Origin of the sequence: Larkinella sp. VNQ87 (assembly GCF_049445795.1) — a bacterium.
Taxonomy (GTDB): Bacteria; Bacteroidota; Bacteroidia; order Cytophagales; family Spirosomataceae; genus Larkinella.
Window position 1 is genome coordinate 186,587 of record NZ_JBMSDT010000002.1, and the last position, 24,935, is coordinate 211,521.

14 protein-coding genes are annotated in these 24,935 nt (G+C 55.6%); all 14 read right to left on the reverse strand.

All coding sequences use genetic code 11. From position 1 onward, the window contains the following. Positions 1-26: 26 nt before the first annotated feature. The 14 genes from ACO2Q8_RS03385 to ACO2Q8_RS03450 all read right to left on the reverse strand — a co-directional run bounded on the left by ACO2Q8_RS03385 (position 27) and on the right by ACO2Q8_RS03450 (position 24,863). Complete coding sequence (locus ACO2Q8_RS03385) at positions 27-1,874, reverse strand: alpha/beta hydrolase-fold protein (RefSeq protein ID WP_423343700.1); 1,848 nt, start codon at positions 1,872-1,874, stop codon at positions 27-29. Positions 1,875-1,999: 125 nt separating this feature from the next. Then, positions 2,000-3,115, reverse strand: coding sequence for an alpha/beta hydrolase-fold protein (locus tag ACO2Q8_RS03390; RefSeq protein ID WP_423343372.1), 1,116 nt, complete (start codon positions 3,113-3,115; stop codon positions 2,000-2,002). A gap of 127 nt (positions 3,116-3,242) precedes the next feature. After that, complete coding sequence (locus tag ACO2Q8_RS03395) at positions 3,243-4,322, reverse strand: alpha/beta hydrolase (protein ID WP_423343373.1); 1,080 nt, start codon at positions 4,320-4,322, stop codon at positions 3,243-3,245. A gap of 13 nt (positions 4,323-4,335) precedes the next feature. Then, a complete protein-coding gene (locus ACO2Q8_RS03400; RefSeq protein WP_423343374.1) occupies positions 4,336-5,496 on the reverse strand; it encodes an alpha/beta hydrolase-fold protein in 1,161 nt (386 codons plus the stop codon). Between the two features lie 36 nt (positions 5,497-5,532). Next, entirely contained in the window at positions 5,533-7,614 is a 2,082-nt protein-coding gene (locus ACO2Q8_RS03405; protein ID WP_423343375.1) for an alpha-L-fucosidase, read from the reverse strand. Positions 7,615-7,684: 70 nt separating this feature from the next. After that, positions 7,685-8,539, reverse strand: a complete 855-nt coding sequence (locus ACO2Q8_RS03410; RefSeq protein ID WP_423343376.1) for a sialate O-acetylesterase — start codon at positions 8,537-8,539, stop codon at positions 7,685-7,687. A 43-nt stretch (positions 8,540-8,582) separates the two neighbouring features. Beyond that, entirely contained in the window at positions 8,583-10,496 is a 1,914-nt protein-coding gene (locus ACO2Q8_RS03415) for a glycoside hydrolase family 97 catalytic domain-containing protein (protein WP_423343377.1), read from the reverse strand. 147 nt (positions 10,497-10,643) lie between these two features. Beyond that, positions 10,644-12,218, reverse strand: coding sequence for a glycoside hydrolase 43 family protein (locus tag ACO2Q8_RS03420; RefSeq protein WP_423343378.1), 1,575 nt, complete (start codon positions 12,216-12,218; stop codon positions 10,644-10,646). Positions 12,219-12,248: 30 nt separating this feature from the next. Next, positions 12,249-12,770 (reverse strand): VOC family protein, encoded by a 522-nt coding sequence (locus ACO2Q8_RS03425; protein ID WP_423343379.1) that lies wholly within the window; start codon positions 12,768-12,770, stop codon positions 12,249-12,251. A 146-nt stretch (positions 12,771-12,916) separates the two neighbouring features. Continuing rightward, positions 12,917-15,208, reverse strand: coding sequence for a beta-L-arabinofuranosidase domain-containing protein (locus ACO2Q8_RS03430; RefSeq protein WP_423343380.1), 2,292 nt, complete (start codon positions 15,206-15,208; stop codon positions 12,917-12,919). Then, complete coding sequence (locus ACO2Q8_RS03435; protein ID WP_423343701.1) at positions 15,205-16,812, reverse strand: glycoside hydrolase family 43 protein; 1,608 nt, start codon at positions 16,810-16,812, stop codon at positions 15,205-15,207. Before ACO2Q8_RS03435 ends, ACO2Q8_RS03430 begins: the two co-directional genes overlap by 4 nt. A gap of 93 nt (positions 16,813-16,905) precedes the next feature. Next, on the reverse strand, positions 16,906-19,380 hold the full coding sequence (locus ACO2Q8_RS03440; RefSeq protein WP_423343381.1) for a glycoside hydrolase family 95 protein: 2,475 nt from the start codon (positions 19,378-19,380) through the stop codon (positions 16,906-16,908). A gap of 147 nt (positions 19,381-19,527) precedes the next feature. Further along, positions 19,528-21,342: a RagB/SusD family nutrient uptake outer membrane protein gene (locus ACO2Q8_RS03445; RefSeq protein WP_423343382.1), complete on the reverse strand. Its 1,815-nt coding sequence runs from the start codon at positions 21,340-21,342 to the stop codon at positions 19,528-19,530. Positions 21,343-21,356: 14 nt separating this feature from the next. After that, positions 21,357-24,863 (reverse strand): TonB-dependent receptor, encoded by a 3,507-nt coding sequence (locus ACO2Q8_RS03450; protein WP_423343383.1) that lies wholly within the window; start codon positions 24,861-24,863, stop codon positions 21,357-21,359. Between the last annotated feature and the right edge of the window lie 72 nt (positions 24,864-24,935).

Consider the following 24,935-nt stretch of genomic DNA (forward strand, 5'->3'; position numbering starts at 1 on the left):
ATAAAATTGGGGGTTTAGTTAAACATTTATTTAAAAAGTAATTGCGAAAACCCAAACAGATCGTGCCGCCAGACCGGCCAGGTGTGTCCGCCCGCGTACTCGCTGTACTGGTATTTGATGCCCATTTCGTCAAACTTTTTTAGCATGATCTGGCAGTTCTGATGCGCAATGTCTTCCTTGCCGCCCATCGAAATCCAGAACTGCTTCAGGTTGTTGTTGATGGTGCTGGCATTGGTTTTCATGAACTCATACTGCGGGTCCGACAATTTGGGGTTGTTGGCAAACCAGCCCGAACTGAATACGCCCAGCGATGAGAACATATCGGTGTTTTTGATGCCCGCGTACAGTGTCTGTAAACCGCCCATCGACAGCCCGGCCAACGCCCGGTTTTTGGCGTCGGTAGCCACCCGGAAGTTGCTTTCCACAAACGGAATGGCTCCCTGCTTCAATTCATTTTCGAACGCCCGCAGGACGTTTTCGTTAAAACCGGCCAGTCCACCCGGGTTGTTTCCATTGCCATCCAGCATCACAATCACCATCGGTTTGGCCTTTTTCTCGGCAATCAGGTTATCCAGAATCAGGTTCGTCCGGCCCTGCGTCGCCCAACCCCGCTGGTCTTCACCCCCGCCATGCAGCAAATACAAAACCGGGTATTTCTCGCTCGACTGATCGTAGCCCGGTGGCGTATACACATACATTTCCCGCCAGGTATTCGACGCTTTCGACAGGTAGTGTTTGATTCGAATGTCGCCGTGCGGCACGTCTTTCAGCGCGTAATAACCGCCGTCCCGATCCGGAATTTCGATGCCGCTCGCCATCCGGCCCATGCCGTAAAACGTCTCGCTGGCCGGATCGACCACAGCTACGCCATCAATCAGCAGGGAGTAATAATGAAACCCCCGGCTGACGGAATCCGTCGTGACGGTCCAGAAACCGCTGGTATCTTTCACCATCTCGTATTTTTTGCCCAGATCGATCTGCACCTTCTGCGCGTTCGGCGCTTTCACCCGGAAGATGACCCGGTTATCGGGCAAAATTTGCGGGTATTTGGCGGAGCGGATGTTGGTCGAGGCCGGTGTGCCCAGAATCGTGTATTTCGGCAGAGAAGCCACGTCGACGGGTTTGAAAAGAAACTGCGAAAACATGTACAGCCCGTTTTTCCAGACCTTGAAGTCGTGGACGCCCGGTTCGATGTAGTACACGTGCGGGACGTTGTGTTCGTACAGGTAGTCGTGGGTGCGTTTGCTGAACGTAATCAGCCCGTCGGCATCCCCGCACGAAATCCAGAGCAGCTTCAACTGCTTCCGGGCTTCGTCCGGATTCGGCACCAGTTCCTCCGGTTTTTTGGTGTTGGGAGCCGACGAAAAACCGCCCACCCAGGCAAACTTGTTCAGATTGCCCAGCCCGAAGTTCAGCGATTGCCCTCCGCCCATCGACAGCCCGGCGATGGCCCGGTGTTCGCGGTCGGTCAGAACGGAATATTTCTTCTCCACAAACGGAATCAGGTCGTTCAGTAAGTCCTTTTCGAACGTCGCGAACGCTTCGACCTTGTCTCTGTCGAACACATTGCCCACGGCGCGGTCGTCCTTCATGGCCCGGCCGTTGGGCATCACCACAATCATCGGTTCCAGCTTCTTGTCCGCGTACAGGTTGTCCAGAATCACCTGCGGGTGGCCGCCCCGGAGCCACTCTTTTTCATCCCCGCCGATGCCGTGCAACAGGTAAAGCACCGGATATTTCTTCTTTTTCGAGTAACCGGGCGGGGTATAAATCAGGGCTTTGCGGGTCGTTCCAACGGTTTTGGATGCGTACGTGACCGAATCCAGCTTGCCGGTCGGAATCCCCGCCCGGACCTGATCGAAGCCCTGGGGCATTTCCTTGTCGCTGGGTTGCGAATAGGCCGTTGTTCCGATCAACAGCGCAATGGCAAGGGCGATATACACCCTTTTCAGAAATAAATTGTTCTTCATGTTTCAGGTAAGTTTTAGGGCATTTCTGACTACTTAAACAGCAACGGCGCCAGCTCGTGCAGACTGCGACGCCAGGTCAGAAACTCGTGGGCGGTTTTCTCGGAAACAAACGAAACCGCGTTGTAACCGGCCGCTTTCAGGTCCGCAGCGGCTTTTTTGACGCGATCCGGGTTTTCCTTACTACCACAGCTCAAAAAGATCAGTTTGGCTTTTGCCTTGTCTTTCAGTTCATCCGGCGTGTAAATACCGCCACTCAGCAGCGCGTAAGCCCCGAAAACATCCGGTTTATTGAGCGTAATCGTGTGGGTTTCCATGCCGCCCATCGACAGGCCCGCCATCGCCCGGTTGTTGCGGTCGGCCAGCGTTCGGAAGTTGGCGTCCACGTACGGAATCAGTTCGTCGACCAAAACCGTCTGGAAGGGCTCAATTCGGAATTCCTTCATCCGGCCCCATTTTACCTCGTTGGTCATGCCGTAGGTCATCACAATGATAAAGGGCTTGATTTTTCCTTCCGCAATTAGGTTGTCCATGATCAGGTTGGCGTGGCCCTGGTTGCTCCAGGCGGTTTCGTCCTCGCCCCAGCCGTGTTGCAGGTACAGCACCGGGTATTTTTTCGATTTCTCCTTCTCGTAGCCCGGCGGGGTGTACACGAAAGCCCGGCGGGATGTCTGGGTGCTCGGCGACGGAAACAACACCTGCTGCACGTGGCCGTGGGGCACATTTTTCAAGGCATAAAAATCCTGGTCATGCGCGGGAATTTCGATGCCACTCTCCCACCGGACCGATCCGTAGTAGTTCAGCGCGCCGGGGTCGTTGAAGGTGCCGCCGTCGACGGTCAGGTGGTAATAATGAAAGCCTTCGTCCATCGGTCCTTCGGTGGTGCCGGTCCAGAAACCGTCTTCGCCTTTGGTGAGTTTGGTGCCGCCCCGGCCGCCCAGGCCCAGGCTGACCTTCACGCTGTCGGCCTTGGGCGCTTTGATCCGAAACCGGGCGTAGCCCTGGGAGTTGACCTGCGGGTATTCCTGCCCTGGTTGATTTAACGTAGAGGGTTTAAAATCCTCCAAAACCGTTTGGGGGGCCTGCGCCAAACAGGTTGCGCTCGTGAATGCGGCTGCGACGAAAACTGCGATCGTGTGACGAGTCATTGGGAGATTGGTTAAGGTGAAAATAGATGGCTTATCGGATTTTTTTTAAGTTCTCGTCTTTTACCCCCAACCCCCTAAAGGGGGCTCTCAAATCCGGGTGTTCCCTTCAGGGGATTTAGGGGTTGTATTATTTAAAAAGCTGCGGCAGCGTCGTGGCCAGGTAGAGCTTGCAGTTCATCCAGGTGTGGCCGCCCGGTACAATCTGCGTATCCAGTTTCAGACCCTTTTCCTTGAACATGGCGATGTTCTGCTTCACCGGCTCATAGAGAAAATCTTCCGTGCCGACACTAATCGTAAACAGTTTCAGTTGTTTGTTGAGCTGATCCGCGTTCGGCGACCAGTCCGTAAAATTCTTCTTAAATTCCTCGGTGGCCGTGTACGGCGCGTAGGAGCACACGTACGCGAACGTCTCGGGGTGGGTCAGGCCGATGTTCAGCGTCTGGCCCCCGCCCACCGAAAAACCGGCCACCGCCCGGTTTTTGCTATCCTTTAAAACCGGGTAGTTGGCTTCCACAAACGGAATGATGTCGCTGACCATGTCTTTCGTAAAATCCGGCATCGGAGCAGGGCGCACATTGCCGTACGGCATGACAATGAGCATCGGTTTGGCTTTGCCCTGCGCAATCAGGTTATCGGCAATCAGGTTGGCCCGGCCCACCTTGGTCCAGGTTTCCTCCGTATCCGAACCGCCGTGAATGAGGTACAAAACCGGGTATTTGGTTTTGCCGTTGGGGTTAAAACCGGGCGGGGTGTAGACCAGGAGCTGCCGGGTCGTTACCAACGTACCCGAATTGTAGTACCGGTAACTGATTTTGCCGTGCGGCACGTTCTGGAGTGCATGCACCAGCGGCTGGTCGCCGGGCACATCGACGATGCTGCGCTTAAAGCGTTCGTTAGCGAAGATGTAGGTGTTGTTCGGGTCGGCGATCTGGACGCTATCGACCCAAAAGCTGTACGGATAAATGTCCGGTTTGACGGGCGGAACCGTCACGCTCCAGATGCCGGAGGTGTCTTTCGTCAGGACGACCGGAGCCTTCAGAAACTCGCCACTCAGCGTTACTTTCTGCGCTTTTTTGGAAAAATACCGGAAGGTAATGCTGTGGTCGGGATGCACGTCGGGCGAACTGATGGCGGGTGGCCGTTGTTGAGCCATCGCGGTCAGCGAAACCAACAGCAGGGCCGGAAACAGGTAGATAAGGCGTTTCATGGGGATCAGCGGGTTAGCGGAAGAGTAAGGGTGTGGTTTCGGCCACGTAATGCTTGACATTCATCCAGGTGTGACCACCGTCGGTAATCAGGCTCTTGTAATTCACCTTTTTCGCTTTCAGGTAGTCCATGAACTCCACCGTGCCTTTGTAGAGAAAATCATCGCTGCCGACGCTCACCCACAGCAGTTTCAGTTGCTTGTTGGTGTTGTCGGGGTTGGTGACAAGGGGTTTATAGCTCCGCTCCATTTCGTCCGGCGACAGGTACGAACTGTAGGCGCACACCCAGGCGAATTTGTCCATGTTGCTGAAGGCCGTGCGGAGCGTTTGCCCGCCCCCGCGCGAAAATCCGCCGATGGCCCGGTTTTCCCGGTTGGCAATAGTCCGGTAGTTTTTCTCGACATACGGGATGACCCGGCTCACCAGATCCGTCGCAAAATCATTGGCCCTTTTGACCGCATCGGCACCGTCGCGCACTGTCGGGTCGGCGGGTTTGGCCCCGCCTTTCTGCTCGGCCACCCGGGCCGCAATGTTGCCGTAGGGCATGACGATGATCATCGGTTTGGCCTTGCCTTCCGCCAGCAGGTTGTCCAGTATCAGGTTGGTTTTGCCGACCTTGAAGAAGGTTTCTTCCGTATCAGTGGTCCCGCTGATGAGGTAATAAACCGGGTATTTTGTCGAGGGATTCTGGTCGTAGCCCGGGGGCGTGTACACCACCAGCGAGCCGGTGGTGCCTTCCAGCGACGGGTAATATTCGTAGTTGATGGAACCGTGCGGGACATTCTTCATCGCGTGGACCAGGGGCGTGTCGCCGGGAACATCCACCAGACTGGCTTTAAACCGCTCGTTTGGAAAAAAGGCCACGTTGGCGGGGTCCATGACGGTCACGCCATCCACCTGAAAGCTGTAGGGATAAATATCCGGTTTAATAGGGCCAACCGTAACGCTCCAGATACCCTGCTCCCCTTTCGTCATCGCCACCGGCGCTTTTTCAAATTGGGCGCTGAGTTTCACCTCATTGGCCTGCGGGGCCAGGTAGCGAAACGTAACGGTTTTGTCGGCGTTGACCTGGGGCGATACCACCAGCGGCCCACGCGGGGGCTGGGCATTCACCACGCTGGACAGGCAAAGGAGTGCCCAGATAAGCCTCAAACGACTAAGTCGGAATTGATTCATGGTTTCATCAAGGTTAAAAGGTCAATCGTACTAATTTCATTGGGTAATGATGTCAATTTCGGCGTAGCCGGATGCCGAGTCCTCCTGTGTATTTTTCAAAGCCCGTACTTTAATGTACCGGGCTTTGGTCGGTTCAACGGGTTTAGTTTGCCAGGACGGATTATTTTTTATGTTCGAAAACTCGCCCTCGCTGACGGTTTTCCAGCTTGTGTTATCGGTGGAAACCGCAAACTGATAGTGGGTGATGATGCTGGCCTCTTCCCACCAGTTCTGGGGAGGCAGGTATCGGAAACCGACCAGATTTTCTTCTTTACCCAAATCAATCACCAAATCCACGGGCGGCTTTTGGCCTTTGCTTTGATGCCAGGACGTATTGGGATTGCCATCCAATAGCTGATAGGCCGATTTAGCATCGGTACTCAGGATTTTCCAACCACTGCGGGCGATGTCAAATTTCTCTTCACTGACCACACTACTTTGTTTCGTGAACGGATTGTAGGCGATTGCCTTAACGTCGACTTTACCGCTGCCGGTTTTTACGGGCGTCGAGTAGCGGTTCGCAGTTGCCGTTGGCGTGCTGCCGTCGAGGGTGTAATACAATTCTGTTTCGGTATCACCGGGCTTGAGATGTACCGCGCCTGCCTGGTCGCGGGTGATGAGGGGGGGCGTTAGAATCAGCGGGGCGTTGTATACCGCCAGGTTCGAAATCAACGGACACCCTTTGGCATCCCGAATCGTCAGCCGCAGTTGCGTGGCTTCGACGGTCGGAAACCGCAAGATCCGTTTATACCCAATGGTGGTTTCTTTGGCTAGTTCTTTCCAGTTCCCACCGACCAGGGCTTCGACGGTAAACGCCTTGACCCGTTGCCCCAACCAGATGGGTTCCTGCACCAAAAACCGGTTGAACGCCGTGGGTTTGTTAAATTGGAGGGTCAGCGACGCGCTCCGAACGGCATCGTCGGTTGCCCAATAGCTTTCCGAGTCGGCGTCAACGGCTTTTCCGGCGTCGTAATCCGGTTTTTTTCCGCGTACCTGGGAAGCCGTGGCTTTGGAATTTCTGGCCAGATTCACGGCAAAGGCTTCTTTGGTGGCTTTGGCAAACTCCTGTACGGCTTTTTCGTCCTTCTCGTGAATCAGGCCGTTGGGCATGATCGGAAAATTGAGCAGCAACGTTCCGTTCCGACCAATGGAGTTGTAGTACAGGTCCATCAGTTGGGGCAGCGTTTTTACTTTCTTGTCTTCCCGTTCGTGGTAAAACCACTCCGGACGGATGGAGGTGTTGACTTCGCCCGGCACCCAGGTATCGCCGTTTTCGAGGCCGTGGCGCAGCATCTGCTCCGGTACGTCGCCGGTGGCATTCAGCAAACTCCAGTTGGTTTCGCCCACATACCCGGCTTCGGTGCCGACCCACCGCAGATCAGCCCGGTCACCGCCGTCGTTCCAGATGACGATGTTGGGTTGGAGCTGACGCACGAGTTTGTACGTATTCGGCCAGTCGTAATACGTCTTCGCATCAATTTTACGGGTTTCGTTCGCGCCCCCGTAATAGCCCGAACCGCCGTTGGCCCCATCGAACCAGACTTCAAAAATGTTACCGTAGTTGGTCAACAGTTCTCGTAACTGGTTGCGGAAGTAGGTGATGTACTCGGGCTTGCCGTAGTCGGGGTGGTTGCGGTCCCAGGGCGACAGATACACCCCGAATTTCAACCCGTATTCTTTGCAGGCATTGGCCATTTCGCGCACCACGTCACCTTTCCCGTTCCGCCAGGGGGCTTTTTCTACCGAATAATCGGTGTACTTCGACGGCCAGAGACAAAAACCGCTGTGGTGTTTGGCCGTGAAAATGATGCCTTTCATCCCGGCCTCTTTGCAAATCCGGGCCCACTGCCGGCAATCCAGTTGGGTCGGGTTAAACAGCCTGGGATCTTCGTTCCCCAGGCCCCACGCCATATCGGTGTACGTATTGATGGAAAAATGAATGAAGGCATAGTACTCCATTTTCTGCCAGTTCAATTGGTTTGGGCTGGGTACCGGACCGACCGGTTTGGGGGGAGTGGGTTGGGCAAATCCCGCATACTGGACTAGCAGGAGTAAGCCTATCCCTAAAAGTTTTTTCATCCCGTTTTTAGCCGGGATGAAAGCATTCATTTTTGAATCGCCTTGGCGCATGGGTAGTAGTAACTGGTTATCAATCCACCGAAGGTACAGGATAACCCTGTAAGGCCAGCATTTTAGCCGCGTACCGCTTCCCCAACTCCCGGTAGCCGGCGGCATTGAAGTGCAGGTTATCAGCCGCGTCGGTACAGCCCGCCGAGGAAATGACGTGGGCGTTTTTGATGGTTTGCGGGAGCGTCGCAATGATCTTGTTCATACTCGCGCAAATACCGCCCTGATCGGCGTTGACGGTTTCTCCGGCCAGCAGCGGCACTTTTTTCGGGTTCAGGTTCAGGTCGTGCATCAGGTTATCGTACACCACCTTGACCTTTTGGGTCCACAGCGTGTCGCCCGTGTTCGACTCGCCCTGGTGCAGCAGAATGCCCTTGATGACGCCGTCTTTCTGGGCCAGCTTCGCCATCTCGACCAGCCGGGCGTACGGGTTTCCGTCGTACTCTTTCAGGAAATTTTTCATCCAGCCCGGCACATTGGCGGTATAAGCTTCGTAATGGTCCTTGTCGAACAGCTCAATTTTGCAGCCCCCCACGGCCACGTTGATGACGCCCACCCGGACCTTCTCGGGAAGATGCGCGACCAGTTCGCGGCCAAAATAATCGGCGGGAGTCAGGCCGGTCCGGCACCGGCACAGGGGCGGAACCGCCGTATACCAGTGCCCCATCGTCCGGCCTAAGTCCGGGCAATTGACGGCCTCCATCACCTGAAACCGGGGGTTTATATTGACCGTATCCTGCGGCTCAATTTTGGCGTTCCCCTCCATGTTGGATTGCCCAATGCAGAGGTAAATATGAAAGTTTTTGTCTTGCGAAAAGGTATTTCTGGCCATCACAAGCAACGTGACCAGCAGAAAAACAGTAACCTGCGGTTTCATCATCATCAAGGTTTAGTAGCTATTTCATCGGATTTAGGGCAACTTAATTCACGATCAACGCGGCTCCGTTGGTCGGAATGGTCCACTCCACTTCCTGATTCTTCGGAAGTTTGGCGGTGGTTACCTTGCCCGTCAATTGCGCATCGTCGCTGTATTGTTGGTACGAAGCGCCAGCGGCCAGCATCGGCAGTTTTATTTTCAGTTTAAGGGGTTCTTTCTGGGCGTTGATGCCGGCTACGTACCATTTTGTACCCTGACGGCGCGCCAGCACCACGTACCGGCCCGGATAGCCATCGAGGTACCGCACCTCGTCCCAGGTCGTCGGCACGGTTTTCATAAAGTCGATCGCCCAGGCCGGGGCATCGGTGAGGTTGTTGGGGGCCAGCGCAAAATGCTGAACCGCGCTCTGAAACAGGACCGCCGTGGCCAGCGCGTACACGTCCGACGTCACCCGTTTCGAGCCCCGGTTGGGCGTGTTCGTCGCATTGTAAAACTTGTTCAGCGCACTGCCGCCAAAATCCATGCTGCCCACGGTGTTGCGGATAAAGGGGTGCAGGGTGGCGTTAAAAGCCTCATTGTCGCAGCTTCGCTGGGAAAATGCCAGGTTTTCGCTCGCCAAAACCGCTTCGCTGGCTGCGTAGTTGGGGTACATGCGCTCCCAGCCGCGGGGGAGAGTCGACCCGTGGAAGATGCACAGAATCCCGTAGTCGTTGGCGTCGTACAAAATGTCTTCGTAGAGCTTCATAGTTTCCTGTTTATCTCCGCCGAAGAAATCGACTTTGATGCCTTTCACGCCGATCCGTTTCATCCAGGCCATTTCCTTCCGCCGGGCAATGGTATTGTCCATAATCCCGCGCGGGCCCTGCGGGGCGTCGTTCCAGTAGCCGTTGGAGTTATACCACAAATACAAACTCACCCCTTTGCTGGCCCCGTATTTAGCTAATTCGGCGATTTTATCCCGGCCAATCTGGGTATCCCACAGCGCATCGATCAGCACGGTTTCGTAGCCCATAGCCGCGCTGAAGTCGATGTATCTTTTTTGTTCATCATAAACCGTTCGGCTGTCCATGCCGATGATCCAACTCCACGAACCCTTGGTGTACCGGTATTTCTGGGACGCTTCATACCGCGGTTCCACGACATCAAACGGGACTGTCGTTTCGACAATCGGGGCCAGCGTTTCGCCGACCGTAATCGTCCGCCAGGGCGTCTGGCCCGGCAGCGGAATACCGGGGGCTGAGGTTCCGTTGCCGTTGTTTTCGTCCGGCATCGGGAATCCGATCGTGTACAAACCGTCCGGATGCCCCATCAGGCGACTGCCGCAGTAATGGCTGTCGACTCCCGTTTCCGAAATCAGCACCCAGCCGCTGGTGTTCACTTTAAACAGGCAGGGAAACGTATACCCGTTGTTCCGGCCGTTTTCGCCCAGCGTATCATCGACCGTATACGGGATTTCGTAACTGGGCATGGTGCGGGCAAAACCCACCATCGCTTTGCTTTGGGCCGAAAGAAACGTGGTGGTCCCGGCGGGCAGGGCAAAGCCCGTCAGCTCCTCACTGACGACGCAGGCCAACGCCCTTTTTTGCGGATACACGGTATACCGGAAGGCCACATCGTGGTTGCTCACCCGGAATGTCACGTCGAACGCGGCTGCGTTGGCTTTGGCAAACGAAACGACGCCTTCGTTGGCGACGTAATGGACCTTGCTTTGTTTGATATTGGGCAATTCGTACGTCTGATCAATTTTCGTAATCCGCGTTGGTTTGCCCGCTTCCAGGCCCTCGGTAAAGTCGCCGACGTTGGTTTTCAGCCCCAGCGGTGATTGATTCAAAAACGGTTTTCCATTCAATGAAACCGTATACGCGGGCTTCCCACTTTCCAGTGATACCGTAACCACCAGCTTTCCGTCGGGGCTGCTCACGACAGAGTTGCCCGTTTGCGCGTAGGCCCCAAACACGGTGCAGAGTAAAATACAAATTATTGACAATACCCCCAACCCCCTAAAGGGGGCTTTTACAGGACCTTGAAAGCCCCCTTTAGGGGGTTGGGGGTGAATCTGAATGCGAACAACTATCATTTTTAAACAGTTTTAAACGATCAGGTTTTATTTTTTAGTGGTTTTATCGTCAATCCGGAAATAATCAAAGTCGGCAAAACCGCCCGGATTCAGGGTGGCATACGTGAACAGACCGAACCGGTAGCCCATAAAATGGGGAATGGTGTACGGCATCTTCAGCGGTTCGCCGATGGCTTGCCACGCTTTTCCGTCCAGGCTATAAAAGAAATGCGCCAGATCGGCCCGGTTGGTGAAGTTGCACTCGGCTTTCAGATACACGGTTTTTTGCGCCAGCGAAACGCGCTGGATCTCCACCGGTTTTCCGGAAGCCGCACTCACCATGACGAGGAAGTTCTGGCCGTTTTCCCGTTTGACGCCCACTAGTCCGTAGTTTTTCTGCAACAAACTCAGCCCGGCAAAATCCCCGTCTTTCAGGTTGGAAACGTCGAGCGCAGTCGAACCCGAACATTCCGGGCCAATGGTCCGCTGGGTCAGGGTGTTGCGAGCCAGCACAAAGGAGGTATCGACGCGACCGGTTTTCAGCCGCAGAAAGCCCTTCCGGTCGACGACGGACCACAGGCTGTTGTCGGGGTTATGGTTCCACTGCCACACCAATGGCAGGGGCCGGTCGCCGGTTTTGCGGGTAAATTCGTCAGAGGCTACGAGGTTCGGAATCAAGCCTTTGCTGGCGGGCAGGTCGAGCGTTTCGGGCACTTTGCCGTTCACGCCGAGCACCGGCCAGCCGTCTTCCCAGGTTACCGGAACCAGGTACGGAATGCGCCCCACCCCGCCAAAATCCCGGAACAGGTAGGCGTACCATTTCCCATCCGGCGTATCGATCAAACCACCCTGCGCCACCCCCAAATCCTGAAGCGCAACCCGACCTTCCCACGGCCCCGTGATCCGGTCGGCCCGGTGAATCACCACCGTCCGCATGCTACCTTTGGGCCAGGTGATGTTAAACAGGTAGTATTTGCCATTCACCTTGAACAGTTGCGAGCCTTCGGCGGGCAGACCGCCCCCCGTTCCCGAGGGCGTACTGGCATTTTCGATGAGGATCTGCTCGGTCGTCCCCGGTTTGACGCCGGAGGCATCGGCCGTCAGCTCCACCAGCCGCAGTTTGCCCGCGCCGTAAATCAGGTACACCCGGCCGTCATCGTCGAAAAACAGGCTGTGATCGTGGTAGGACGGCTTAAACGACGTCGCTTTCCACGGTCCTTTTTCAATATTTTTGGTGGTATAGATGTGCGTTTTACCCGTCGTTTGGGCAAACGTGGTTGCATAATACGTGCCGTTGTGATACCGCAGGCTGCTGGCCCACGATCCCCGTCCGTACGTACTTTTGCCATTGGTCAAATTCAGCGCATCCACATTCGCCAGCGTGTCGTAGGCGTAACCGACTAACTGCCAGTTAACCAAGTCGTTCGATTTCATGATCGGCAGTCCCGGACTCAGGTGCATGGTGGTGCTGCTCATGTAGTAGGTCTTGCCCACCCGGATCATCGCCATATCCGGCACATCCGCATAAATGATCGGATTCCGGGCGGTCTGGGCGTTCAGCCCCAAAACCGTCACCAGGAGCAAAACCGCCCCCCAACCCAATCGAACAAAAAGCTTTTTCATGAAAAAAATGGTAAAACCGGTTTTTGACCGTTACTCCAACGGCCCGATCAGTTCCACAAACGTGCCGTCAGGGTCCTGCACGAACACAAAGTGCGATTTTGCATTTAGGGGTGTGGGCGTACTGCCCAGAAACGGGACTTTCATCTGCGTCAGTCGGTCGATGATCGGCTTCAGGGCTTTAACCTGAAGTGTGATGTACTGCATCCCCGTATCGTCCTGAATGAACTTCGGCGTCGGATGCGAACCTTTTTTGCCGAAGCTCATCAGTTTCCAATCCGTGGCATCGGGGCTGTTTTCGAGCTTCAAGATGGTGACCGAAACCGGCACGCCGTTGGTCAGGCCGGACCGCTTGCCGAAGTCGTCGTTAATCGTAAAGCTGCCGGTTTTGACCATGCCAATCCCGTTGACGTAAAAGTCAAGCGAGCGTTCGAGGTCGGCCACGACAACCCCCACGCCGATGACCTTGCTGTTGAAATTGGACTGCGCCGAAGCGGCAACATGCAGCAAAATCGCGGCCAGGACCAGGGCTATTCGTTGTGTCACTTTTTTCATTTGGGTTTAGTAAAGACTAGCTAAAAAGGCCAATCATGTTTTGCGTACCGCCAACCGGCGCTTTTACCCCCACCCCCCTAAAGGCCGGTGCCGGGCTTTCGAAATCCGGATGTTTCAGCCCCCTTTAGGGGGTTGGGGGCCAAGTTCTACTCCCTGACAAGCCGGATCTGGTGGAACCGGGGCGTTGGCGCGCCGGTTTTAGCCTCAATCCGCACGTTCATAACCTCGCTGCCGTCGCCCCGGATGACGATCTCTTTCCCTTCCGACGAAAGGATGTCGGCCGGTTGCTCGTTGACGAGAATGCTCACCCGGTCCGGCTTATAGGTGTCCAAAAGGCTAATTTGTAACTGGCTGCCCAGCCGGTTTTTGTTCTGCAACTGATACGAAATAAAGGAGCGGGTGTTTCGCCAGAACCGGCCGTCTTCGTCAAAACCGGAGTCACTTTTTTCTCCTTTGTACTGGTGATCGACCTCGGGTTGCTGCTCCCCGCAATTGACCTTGTCGACGGTTTTGGCTTCCCGCGCCAGGGCTTCCGCTTCCTGCTGTTTCAACCGGGTTTTCTGTTCCTCAAAAGCCGCCGGAGTCAGGGTTTGAAAATAAAGCTGATACCGCGCGTCGTGGATTTCGTAAAAGGGTTGCAGCATCAGCGAATCCAGCCGGAACCGCAGCTTGCCGACGGGCTTGAGCCGGGCGTCGTACGTTCCGGCATCCCCGACCAGCGCGTAGGCCTTGTCGATCGGGTAAAGCCGTCCTTTGGCTTCGTGCCCCATGCGGCTGTCGTCGGCGAAAAGTCCCTTCAAGTCTTCCGTCGACGTTTTGGCGGCCAGCACAATGGGCCCGTCCACAAAAGCCGCCCAGTTCGAGCCGTCGGGCAGGTATTCCAGGTGGGTGGACGTGGCAAACCGTACCGTGATTTTGTCGCCCGTTTTCCAGGTCCGGTCGAGGGCCACGTAGCCGGACGGGTTGCCGACCACCGGCTGCGGCTTGCCATTGACCAGCACCTCGAAGCGGCCGGCCCATTTCGGGTAGCGGATGTGCAGCGGAACCGCCTGCGGTTTGGTCAGTTTCAGGGTGAGTTCTGTTTCGTTTTTATAAGGAAAATCCGTCGTCTGTGTCACCTGCATTCCTTTTTCGGACCAGCGTAACACCGACGGAATGAATAGGTTGACAAACAGGCCGTTCGGCGCGTGGCTGTAGATCAACTCGCCGTATTTGGTGTGGTTTTCCAGCCCCGAACCCACGCAGCACCACATGCTGGTTTCGGGCTGCGAATACACGCGGTAATGGTTGGGCCGGATGGGCGTGAAGTACACAAAACCGCCTTTTTCGGGGTGCTGACTCGACAGGATGTGGTTGTAAAGCGTCCGTTCGTAAAAATCCAGGTAGCCCGGATCGGCTTTGTCCAAAAACAACGCTTTGCTCAGGCGCAGCATGTTGTAGGAGTTGCAGGTTTCGGGGCCCTGGTTCGACTTGAGCACCGCCCTGAAATCGGTCGGCGGGTTGAAATGCTCCCGAACGCTGTTGCCGCCGAACGCCACGCTGCGGGTTTGGGTCACAGTTTGCCAGAAAAACTGAGCCGCGTCCGACCAGCCCGCATCGCCCGTCAGCGTGGCAATCTTCTCAAAGCCAATGACTTTCGGAATCTGCGTATTCGCGTGGAGTCCCGTGAGTTTGTCCTGCTTTTCCAGCAGTGGATTCAGCAAAGCCCGGTGCGAAATCCGCTGGGCGGTTTCCAGGTATTTCTTCTCGTTAGTCAGGATGTACAGATCGGCAAAGGTCTCATTGATGCCGCCGTGTTCGGTGCGCAGAACCTGCTGGATCTGCTCGTCCGAAAGCGGTTTGATCAGGTCAATAAACCAATCGCCGAGGCCGATCAACACCTGCTTCGCCTGCGCATTCCCGGCGTACTGGTACGCATCCCGCAGGCCCGCAAAGAGCTTGTGGATGTTGTAGAGCGGCACCCAGGTGTTGTTTAACCCAAAGTTGCTGCCGTCGATGTCGCCTTTGTGAATCCGCTCCCAGAACACCTTGCCCTGCGGAATACCGCCCACGTAGCCGTTTCCATTTTGGGTTTGACAGCGCGCCAGTTCGGCCACCATGTAATCCAGGCGTTTTTTCAGCTCCGGCTGGCCCGTGGCCGCGTACATCATCGCCAGCGCCGACAGGTAATGCCCGCCAATATGCCCGTCCAGCCCGACGCTTTCCCAATTGCCGTAGCGCGGGGCTTTCAGGGGCAGCCCGGCGTCAATCCGGTACGGGGCCAACAGTTTGTCCGGATCAAGGGCCAGGATGTAGCGGAAATCAACGTCCTGCGCGTTCTTAAACGGCCCACCGGTCAGCTTCACGTCCTGCAACGCAAACGACTGCATCTGAGCCCAGGACACGCTGCTCACCAGCAGCAGAAAAACCGTATGTAGTGCCTTCGTTTTCAGCATCATTTCAACATCGGATCATCGCCCGCGTATTTCAGGTACTGAAACGAAGCCGTGTTGGTCGACGGCTCCCCGGACGAGGTCGCGTACATTCCGTACAGGCAACCGATAAAACTGCCCGCGGCTTTGGTGCTCAGAAACTTGGCGTCTACTTTGTCTTTCAGCAGGGTCCAGGTTTTGGCGTCGGTCGAAAAATGAAAGCTGTAAGTGTCGCCCTGCGAACTGATGCGCAGGCCCACCTTCCCGGTTTTGGCGGTCAACGGCACTTCGGTTAGCAATTCCATCTCTTTCGAGCGCGGCTTGCTTTTGTAAAGTTGCAGCACGTCTTTGCCCTGCGACTTCGATTGACACAGCCAGTAGAAATGGCCCTCATCCTGCAAAATAATCAGGCCCGCTTTTTCCTTTTCCGATTGGGGCGCGAAGGTCAGTTCCGTTTCCGCCGTGCTGAACAGGTGCTGCTGCCGTTTGCCGATGAACGCCGGATTGCTCAGGTCCATGACGGTTTCGGGCTTCAGTTTCAGCGTCAGCCCCTGTTTCTTCGACAGCGAATACCAGCTTTTATCGAGCGTCCGCATAAACAGCAGCGCCGGGTCCAGTTCTTTGTCGAAGGTCAGCGTGTAGGCAAAGTTGCCCGATTGCGGCAGCGCGCCTTTGAGTTTCACTTCCTTGTACGATACCGGGTAGCGGTACGCAATCGCCTTCTCGCCGTGCTCGATCATCGGCCAGTCGTCTTTCCAGGTTACGGGCGCAATGAACGTTTCCCGGCCGGTGTTGTAAAAATCGCCTTCGTAGGGCCGGACGGCCAGGAAAATACAGTACATCTGGCCGTCGGGACCGTCGACAAACTGGGCGTGGCCCGCCGAGGTGATCGGGTCTTTGCGGTCGGCGGGCAGCTCGCGCTGCGTCAGGATCGGATTGCCCTCAAAAGGCACATACGGCCCCCAAACATCCTTGCTCCGCAGCACCACTTCCGAATGGTTGACCGACGTTCCGCCCTCGGCCGCGTAGAGGTAAAACCAGCCGTTCCGTTTCATGATGTGGGGCGCTTCGATCCAGACCGGTTTTTTGCTGAGATCCACCCCGCCGTTCACCAGTTGCTTTTCTTCCCCGACCACTTTCAGATTCTGGTAATCAAACTCATACATCCGGATGGTCCGGTGACCTGAGTACAACGGTTTTCGGTCGGGGGCGTCGCTGTTGTAGAGGATGTAGGCTTTGTCGGTTTCTTCGTCAAAATAAATCGACGGATCGATGCCCCGGACCTGCGGAATCTTCACTGGATCGCTCCAGGGACCAGCCGGATTTTTGGCCGTTACGACAAAATTGCCGTCGTGGTCGATGTCGGTGCAGGTGACATAATACGTGCCTTTGTAAAAGCTGATGGCCGGAGCAAACAGGCCCCGCGTCAGCCGTTCGCCCATGAAATCCATTTGGGAAGGCCGGTCGATCACGTTGCCGATCTGTTTCCAGTTCTTCAAATCCTGGCTGTGAAAAACCGGGATGCCGGGAAAATACGAAAACGTGGAGTGAACGAGGTAGTAGTCCTTGCCCACTTTCACGACACTCGGATCGGGGTAAAAACCGGTCAGAATCGGGTTAACCAGCGTCATCTGGGCGAAGCCAGCCGTACTGAGAAGTAAACAAAAGGCCGTCAGAACAGCCGCGCAAAAACGGTTTAGCATTTTCATCATCAGGTTACAAATCTACTGGCTTACCAGCGTATACACTTTTCCGGCCTGCGTCGGAATATCGTACAATTGGGTTTCTTTCAGCGTCGGAGCGGCTGAGTTCGCCGACGAAGCGATCACGGGCGCGGGCGTTTCTTCCGTCCGGTAAAACGGATTTGGGTTCGGACCCGCTGCGGTTTTCAAGACCAATCCATTGCTTCCTTTCAGGGCATTCGGAGTCCGCACGCGCAGGTTGCCGCCCCGGTTCGACCGGATTTGCACGTTGGTCAGTTTGCCGTCTTTCCACTGCATACTGACCACCTCAAAACCGCCGAGGGCCCGCAAGCCGCTGATAGTGCCCGCCGGCCAGACATCCGGCAGGGCAGGGAGCAAATGAATGGCTCCGTCGGCGCTTTGCATCAACATTTCCGTAATGCCCGACGTACAGCCAAAATTGCCGTCGATCTGGAACGGCGGATGCGCGTCGAACAGGTTGTTATAAGTTCCTCCACTCTCCCGGTTTGCGCCTAGGGGCGATAATTGGTTCTGAATCAGCGTATAGGCGTGGTTGCCATCCTGCAAGCGGGCCCACCAGTTGACTTTCCAGCCCATGCTCCAGCCGGTCGAAACGTCGCCCCGGTGGAGTAGCGTGGTGCGCGACGCCTGGAACAAGGCCGGTGTCCGGTACGCCGAAATCTGCGTCGACGGAAACAAACCGTACAGATGCGAAACGTGCCGGTGGTGGTCGTTGGGATCGTCGACGTCATCCAGCCACTCCTGCAACTGTCCATGTTTTCCGACGTGCATGGGGGCCAGCCGACTGCGTTTTTGCTTTAGCGTATCCACAAAAGCCACGTCCTTTTTCAAAATCTCGGCGGCCCGAATCGCCGTGCTGAACGCGTCGAACACAATCTGGTTGTCCATCGTCGTGCCCGCGTCCAGCGACGAACCAGCGTGGGCTTTTGGCGCGTTTTCGGGCGAACTGCCCGGGTTGACAACCAGCCAGTGGTACTTCGGATGCTCGACCAGGAAATCGGCGTAAAACTGCGCGGCTCCTTTCAAAACCGGGTAAATCGACGCCAGGTACGCAGGGTCGCCACTGTACAGGTAATGTTCCCAGAGGTGTTGACTGAGCCAACCGCCCCCGCCGGTCCACATGCCCCAGAACGCGCCGTCGATGGCCCCGGTCGCCCGCCAGATGTCGGTGTTGTGGTGAGCCATCCAGCCCCGGGCGCCGTACATGACCCGGGCGGTTTCCTGTCCGGTTTCGGCCAATTCCCGCACCATTTTCAGAAAAGGCTCGTGTAGTTCGGGCAGGGCGGTTTTTTCGGCGGGCCAGTAGTTCATTTGGGCGTTGATGTTGATCGTGTATTTGCTGTCCCAGGGCGGTCGCATCCGGTGGTTCCAGATGCCCTGCAAATTGGCCGGTTGGCCATCTGGGTGGGACGAAGATATCAGCAAGTACCGTCCGAACTGGTAATACAGCACAACAAACTGCGGGTCGTTGGTTGTCCGGAAATTCCGAAGCCGTTCGTCGGTCGGGAGTTTAGCAGCTTCCCCCGAACCCGACCTGGTCGTACTCAGATCGAACTTCACCCGGTTGAAATAGTTCTGGTAAGCCGCAATGTGGGGTTTCAGGATGGCCGCATACGGTTTTGGAAAGGCTTTATTCAAGTAGGACAGGGCGCGGGCATTTTCGTCTCCGCTGAGGTCATTGTACTTGTTAAAATTGGTCGCGATGGAAATATAAATGGTGGCCGTTTTGGCCCCGCTGACCGTCAGGCTCGTGTCACTGGCCGACAGACTGCCGCCTTCGGTTTTAATTCTGGTAATGCCTTTAAACTGCACCAGACCTTTCACGCCTTCGTGGTCCGAGGTGGTTCCGGCCAGGGTCAGCTCGCGGGCGTCGGCGGTTTTGCGGGTTGCCTGGGTCTGCGGGGTCGACAACGAGGCTGTAAACGAAAGCCGCCCCGGTTGGCTCGCCGTCAGGTGCATAACTAGCACCCGATCCGGGAACGAAGCCACGGTTTCGCGGGTGTAGGTCACGCCATCGACCTGGTAGGTAGTGCGGGCGACGGCTTTTTCGATATCCAGTTCGCGGGAATAGTTGGTGTAATTTTCGTGTCCTTCAAAGGTAAGATGAAGGCTGCCCACGGGTTGAAACATCTGCCCGTGCGATTTTTTGGTAATAATGGTTTTGTTGGCTAATTGCTCGGCATCTTTTTGCTTGCCGTCAAAGATGAGCTGCCGGATTTCGGGCAGGGAAGCCAGGGCCGCCGGATTGTCGTTCCGGTTGGGGCCACCCGACCAGACCGTATGTTCGTTGAGTTGAACGGTTTCCCGTTCCACATTGCCGTAGACCATCGCACCCAGTCGGCCGTTGCCGATGGGCAGGGCATTTTCCCAGGTCTTTCCCGCCGGTTTGGTATACCACAATTTCAGCGGAGCCTGGCTTTGTGCGACACCGCTGATGGATAAAATCAGGAAGAAAAAGAAAAATAGTCGTTTCATCGAAAAGTAATCATCCTGGTCTAAATAAGCTTCTTATATTCAAATATTGGTTCAAATATTCAAATTATGGTTAAAATACCAGTTAGCAAAGAGACGTAAGAGGCCAAAAGCCCCTTACGTCTGCAACATTCTACCATTCAATCAACATTAATAGCCTGGGTTCTGGGGGAATTTGGGTCCCTCGACCACCCGATCGATTTGATACTGCGGAATCGGTCGCAGCATGTGATAATCCTGGATGTAGGGAGCAGCCTCCGGATTCCACGCCTTGACCCGGCGGACCAGCGAGCGGGTGCGGACCAGATCATGCCAGCGTTGCCATTCGCCGAAGAATTCGCGACTCCGCTCATCAAGGATAAAATCGAGCGTTACATCGGCGGGCGTGATGGTCATAGCCGCAACCGCAGCCGCGTTTTGGGCGGGGGTGTTGGTTTTCCGGAAAGCGGCCCGTTGCCGGATCACGTTTAGCATCGCAGCGGCTTTGGCCGCATCCCCGGCTTTGAAATAGGCTTCGGCTGCCGTCATGTACACATCCGAAAACCGGTACAATACGCAGGGGCGGGTCGAGGGGTCGTTGAAGTTAGCTCCCCGGCTGGGGTCCATGAACTTTTTAAGCGCCGGAAAAATGTTTGGTTTCCAGAGGCTTGGCGGCACGACGATCCCTTTGAAGGGCCGGTTACCGACAAACTGGGGCGCTCCGGCCACCTCAAAATCGGGCAACCAAACCGCCGTATCGACGCCGGGCTGCATGTTGTAGCTGATACCGCGCAAATTGTTGGCCGCCGTGGCCGAATTGCTGATGGCGACATTGGAGATATACACCGTGTAGAACGAATTGGCATACCGTGAATCAACATCGCGGTTGACGAAGGCCTGATCCAGAAAGTAGCTTTTTCCGGTGTTGGGTCCCGTCGTCCATTTGTAGCTGTTGGGCCGGTGGCGCTGGTACGGACGACCGTAATACGCATCCCGGATCATGCCCGAGGTTCCGTTGTTGACGAGCGCACCGCTGGCGTTTTTAAAGGAGTTAATCCCGCTGTTGTTCGGATAATCCCAGTTGGTAAACCAGGGCGTAAGGTTCTGGGCGGCCCCACCACCAGCCGCACCACCGACGGCGTAATAACCGTATTTGGGGTCCAGCACGTGGTCGCTGACGAACATCGTTTCTTTCCCGTAGTCGTTGGCCGGAACGAAAGCGTCTCCGTAATCCTGCCACAAATCCAGCCCGTAGGTAGCTTTGTTGGCAATAATATCGGCGCAAATCGTAGCCGCCTGCGTAAAGTCAGCGGCTGTGTTGTTCAGCCAGCCCCGGGTTAAGTAGACCTTGGCCAACAGAAACTGAGCGACGGGTTTGGTAGCTGCTTTCCCCAGAAACGGCGCCGTAGGCTGGTTTGGCAGGTCGGCGGCTGCCTCGGTGAGGTCTTTGATGATCAGCTCGTACACCTGAGCGGCCGGTTGGCGGGAAGCCGCCTGCGAAGGGACCGTGATAAACTCGGTATGCAGCGGAACGTCTCCCCAAGTCTGCACCAGGTAGAAGTACCAGAAAGCCCGCAAAAATTTAGCCTGGGCCAGGTATTGTTTCCGGGTCGCTTCCGGTAGGGCGATGGATTGGCCGTATTGCAGCACCCCGTTCAGCGTATTGATATCCTGGAAGGCGATGCCCCAGGCCGAGCCGAAGTTGCTGCTGTTTAATCCGTTATAAGTATAGGGAATCACCGTTCCGGAACTGGCACCCTGAATGAACTCGTCGGTTCCGCCCTGCATTTCGACGGTAAACCCTTCGGTTCCCCACTGGCTCCGGATGTCGTTGTAGACCCCGGCAATACCACCCAACACGCCTGACGGACTGTTGAAATACGACGGTACAATCTGGGACTGCGGTTTTTCTTCCAGTATTTTTTCGCAACCCGAACTAAAGAAAGCCGTAAGACCCAAAACGGCCCAAACTTTTATATTTTTCATGGTCATTTCAGCGGTTAGAATTTAAGATTGACACCGAGGGTGAATTGCCGGACCGGCGGGCTGTTCAGGTTGACAGCGATCTGCCGCTCCGGTGTTCCACGTTCGCCAGCCCCCTGCGGATTCAGCGTCGACTGCCCGCTGGCGTAACTGTTTCCTTCCGGATCAACGGCGAGGTTATCCCGCACCAGTGGCGAATAAATAATAAACGGATTGGTGGCATTCGCATAAATCCGGGCCGAACTCGCGCCGATTTTCCGGATCAGTTTGCTCTCGAAGGTGTAGCCCAGGTTGATGCTCCGGCACTTGATGAACGATCCGTCGTAGTAGCCCAGCGTCGAGCCAAAATAGGCGACGGCGTTGCTGGCGTCCGGGGCCGGGAACGCATTGGTCGGGTTGGTATCCGTCCAGTAGTCTACCTTCACCTGATTGACCCGGCTCTGGTTGAAGAACGCAAAACCGCCTGACCCCGTTGAATTACCCGTCAGATACGGCACGATTACTTTCATACCCATGCGGGCATACGTCACGATGGACATGTCAAAGTTCTTGAAACTGAACCGGTTGGTCAGCCCACCTTCCCAGCGGGGCTGGAAATTCCCCAGAATCTGGCGGTCGTTGGCGTCGATTTTATTATCACCGTTGAGATCTTGAACCCGAATCTGGCCCGGAAACTGTACGGGTGAAGTTTGTCTCGACAGCGTTCCGTCCTGCGCATCGGCCAGTTGCCAGATGCCCAGTTTCTTGTAATCGTAGATCACCGACAGCGGCTGTCCCACAAACCACCCCGCTCCCAGGTTCTGCTTTTCCTCGGGAGTCGTCAACTGCGTGATTTTTTCGCGGTTGAAAAAGTACGTCAGGTCGGCACTCCAGTTAAACCCGTTGCGGTTCCGGAAAATCTCGAACGTCAGGGCGGTTTCCAGCCCTTTTCCTTCAGTACGGCCCAGGTTTTTCAGCGTCGAACCGGCCCCGTTGCTCGGCGGCAGCGGTACCGACAGCAGGATGTCTTTTGTTTTCTGGTGGTACCAGTCGACCGTCCCCGTAATCCGGTTGTTCAGGAAGCCAAAGTCGATCCCGATGTCAATCTGTGAGGTAGACTGCCAGCCCAGGTTGGAAGCCGGAAGGCTCGTCACCGTGTAAGCCAACTGTTGTCCGGCCGTGCCCGTACCGAAGTTATAATAACCGGCGGATAACGCCCCCAGGGTGGCATACGCGCCCACGTTCCGGTTGCCCGACACGCCCCATCCTCCCCGGAGTTTCAGGTTTGAGATATACGGAGCCCCTTTGATAAAGTCTTCCTCGATCACGTTCCAGCCCAAACCGACAGCCGGGTAGTTAAAATACTGGTTACCCGGCGACAAGGTAGAGGACCCGTCGCGTCGCAAGGTAAAGGTAGCCAGGTAGCGGTCGTTATAGCTATAATTGACCCGCCCCATGTACGAAAGCAGTCCGGTTTCCGAAAAGGAGTTGCCAAAATCGGCGGGTGCCACCGGCTGCCCGGATGCCAGCGAGAAGTTCGACGTTTTGATGTAGTCGGCCGGAACACCCGTGACCGTAAACCGGCTTCCCAGCGAATGGTTTTTGGTAATCTCATACAGCCCGGTCACGCCCAGTTTATGCTTGCCAAACGTTTTATCGAAGTACAGCAAATGCTGGAGGTTCACATCCCAGTATTCGGTATTGCTGATTTCAGCCGTCGAGGAGGTCTGGACCGTGGCCGAGTTGAAATACGTCAGCGGGCCGTTGTAGCCGTTGTAGTTCGACTGGCTGAAGTTCAAACCGGCATTGAACCGGTAACGCAGGCCGGGCAAAATGTTTACCTCCCCGTACAAGCTGTTGAACGTCCGCAAGGACCGCGTCCGGCCCAGGTACGAGTCTTTTTTCGTGATGATCGTCAACGGGCTCACCTGCGCGGCATCGATGGAGCCATCGGCGGGCAGCAGGTTGACCGAACCGTCCGGGTTGTAGGCCGGTGCCAGCGGAGTCAGCCGCACCAGACCGCCCGGAACGCCACCTCCACCGGGTGTATTGGTGTAGGTCAGCGTATTCAGCGTATTCAATCCGATCTTGACGTGCTTGCCAATCTTCTGGTCGAGCGTCGCCCGGATCGTATACCGTTGAAAATTCTGATTCGGGATGATTCCCGTCTCGTTGAAGTACCCGAGGCCCAGCGAATATTGCGTGTTTTCGACACCACCCTGCAAGCCCAACTGATGGTTTGTATTAAAACCGGGCTGGTAAATCAAATCCTGCCAGTTGGTCGAAACTCCGGCGGCCAGAGCATCTTTTTCTTTCTGAGTAAGCAGGTATCCGGAAGTTCCGGGATTCGTGCGGTTATATTTGGCCGCATCTTCCTTAAACTGCGCGTACTCCGGGCCGTTCATGACGTTGAATTTGCCCATGATGGTCGTCACGCCGTGGTAGCCGTCGTAGCTCAAAACCGGCTTTCCTACCTTGCCCCGTTTGGTCGTAATCAGAATGACCCCACCCGATCCCCGCGAACCGTAGATAGCCGTGGCCGAAGCATCTTTCAAAATTTCCAGGTTGACAATATCATCCGGGTTGATGTCATTCAGCCCGCCGTACGGAATACCGTCGACCACTACCAGCGGACCATCCAGCCCGTCGCTCGATCCCGAACTGGTGGTCAGCGTGCGGTTTCCCCGAATCCGGATCTGCCCCTGCGAACCGGGCGTCGACCCGTTGCTCACGATGGAAACCCCCGGAGCCCGGCCTTTCAACTGGTTGATCAGGTTCGGTGCCGGAACTTCTTTCAGAGTCGCTTCATTGACCGAAACCACCGATCCGGTTACATCCCGTTTCCGCTGAACCCCGTAACCCACGACCACCACCTCATCCAGCGTTTTATTGTCGGTAACCAGAGAGACATTAATAACCGTCTGATTCCCAACCGTTACTTCCTTTGTGACGTACCCGATGTAGGAAAAAACGAGAACCGTTCCGCTGCCTGATGGGACCGACAGCCGATAATCACCGTTGCCGTCGGTGGTTGTTCCACGGGTTGCCGACTTGATTTGAACCGTTACGCCCGGTAACCCTTCTCCGTTTTCGGCGGTGACCCGGCCCGTAATTTGTACATCCTGAGCCAGTTCCGTAATCGCTTCGCTGGTCGATTTATCCGGCACAAGCACCGACGAAGCCGTGTTCCGTTTGATCACAATCTGCTGATTGACAACTTCATAACGCAAATTCAGGGGCGTCAGGATGTGATCGAGTACCTGGCGGAGCGGCTCGTTTTTCGCCTGATACGAGATTTTTCGTCTGGATTGAATAATCTCCCGGCTAAACAGGAACTGGATGTTGGCCTGTTCTTCAATTTGTTTGATGGTTACCTCCACATCCTGATTTTGAATGGAAAGGTTAATGCGCCGGTTCAGAAGTTCCTGGGCCTTGCTGCTGATCGCAAAGCTGATGTTTATGAGCGATAGCGCAAGCAGGATTTGCAGGCTCGAATGTTTGATCATCCTGATCCAGGCATTGCGGTTGGTAAAGAAATTCGGCATCGACATAGGACGTTTTTGTTCTTTTCTCAGAAAAAAATGGCAACGAAAATCCTGACCCCTCCTGTTCAGAGG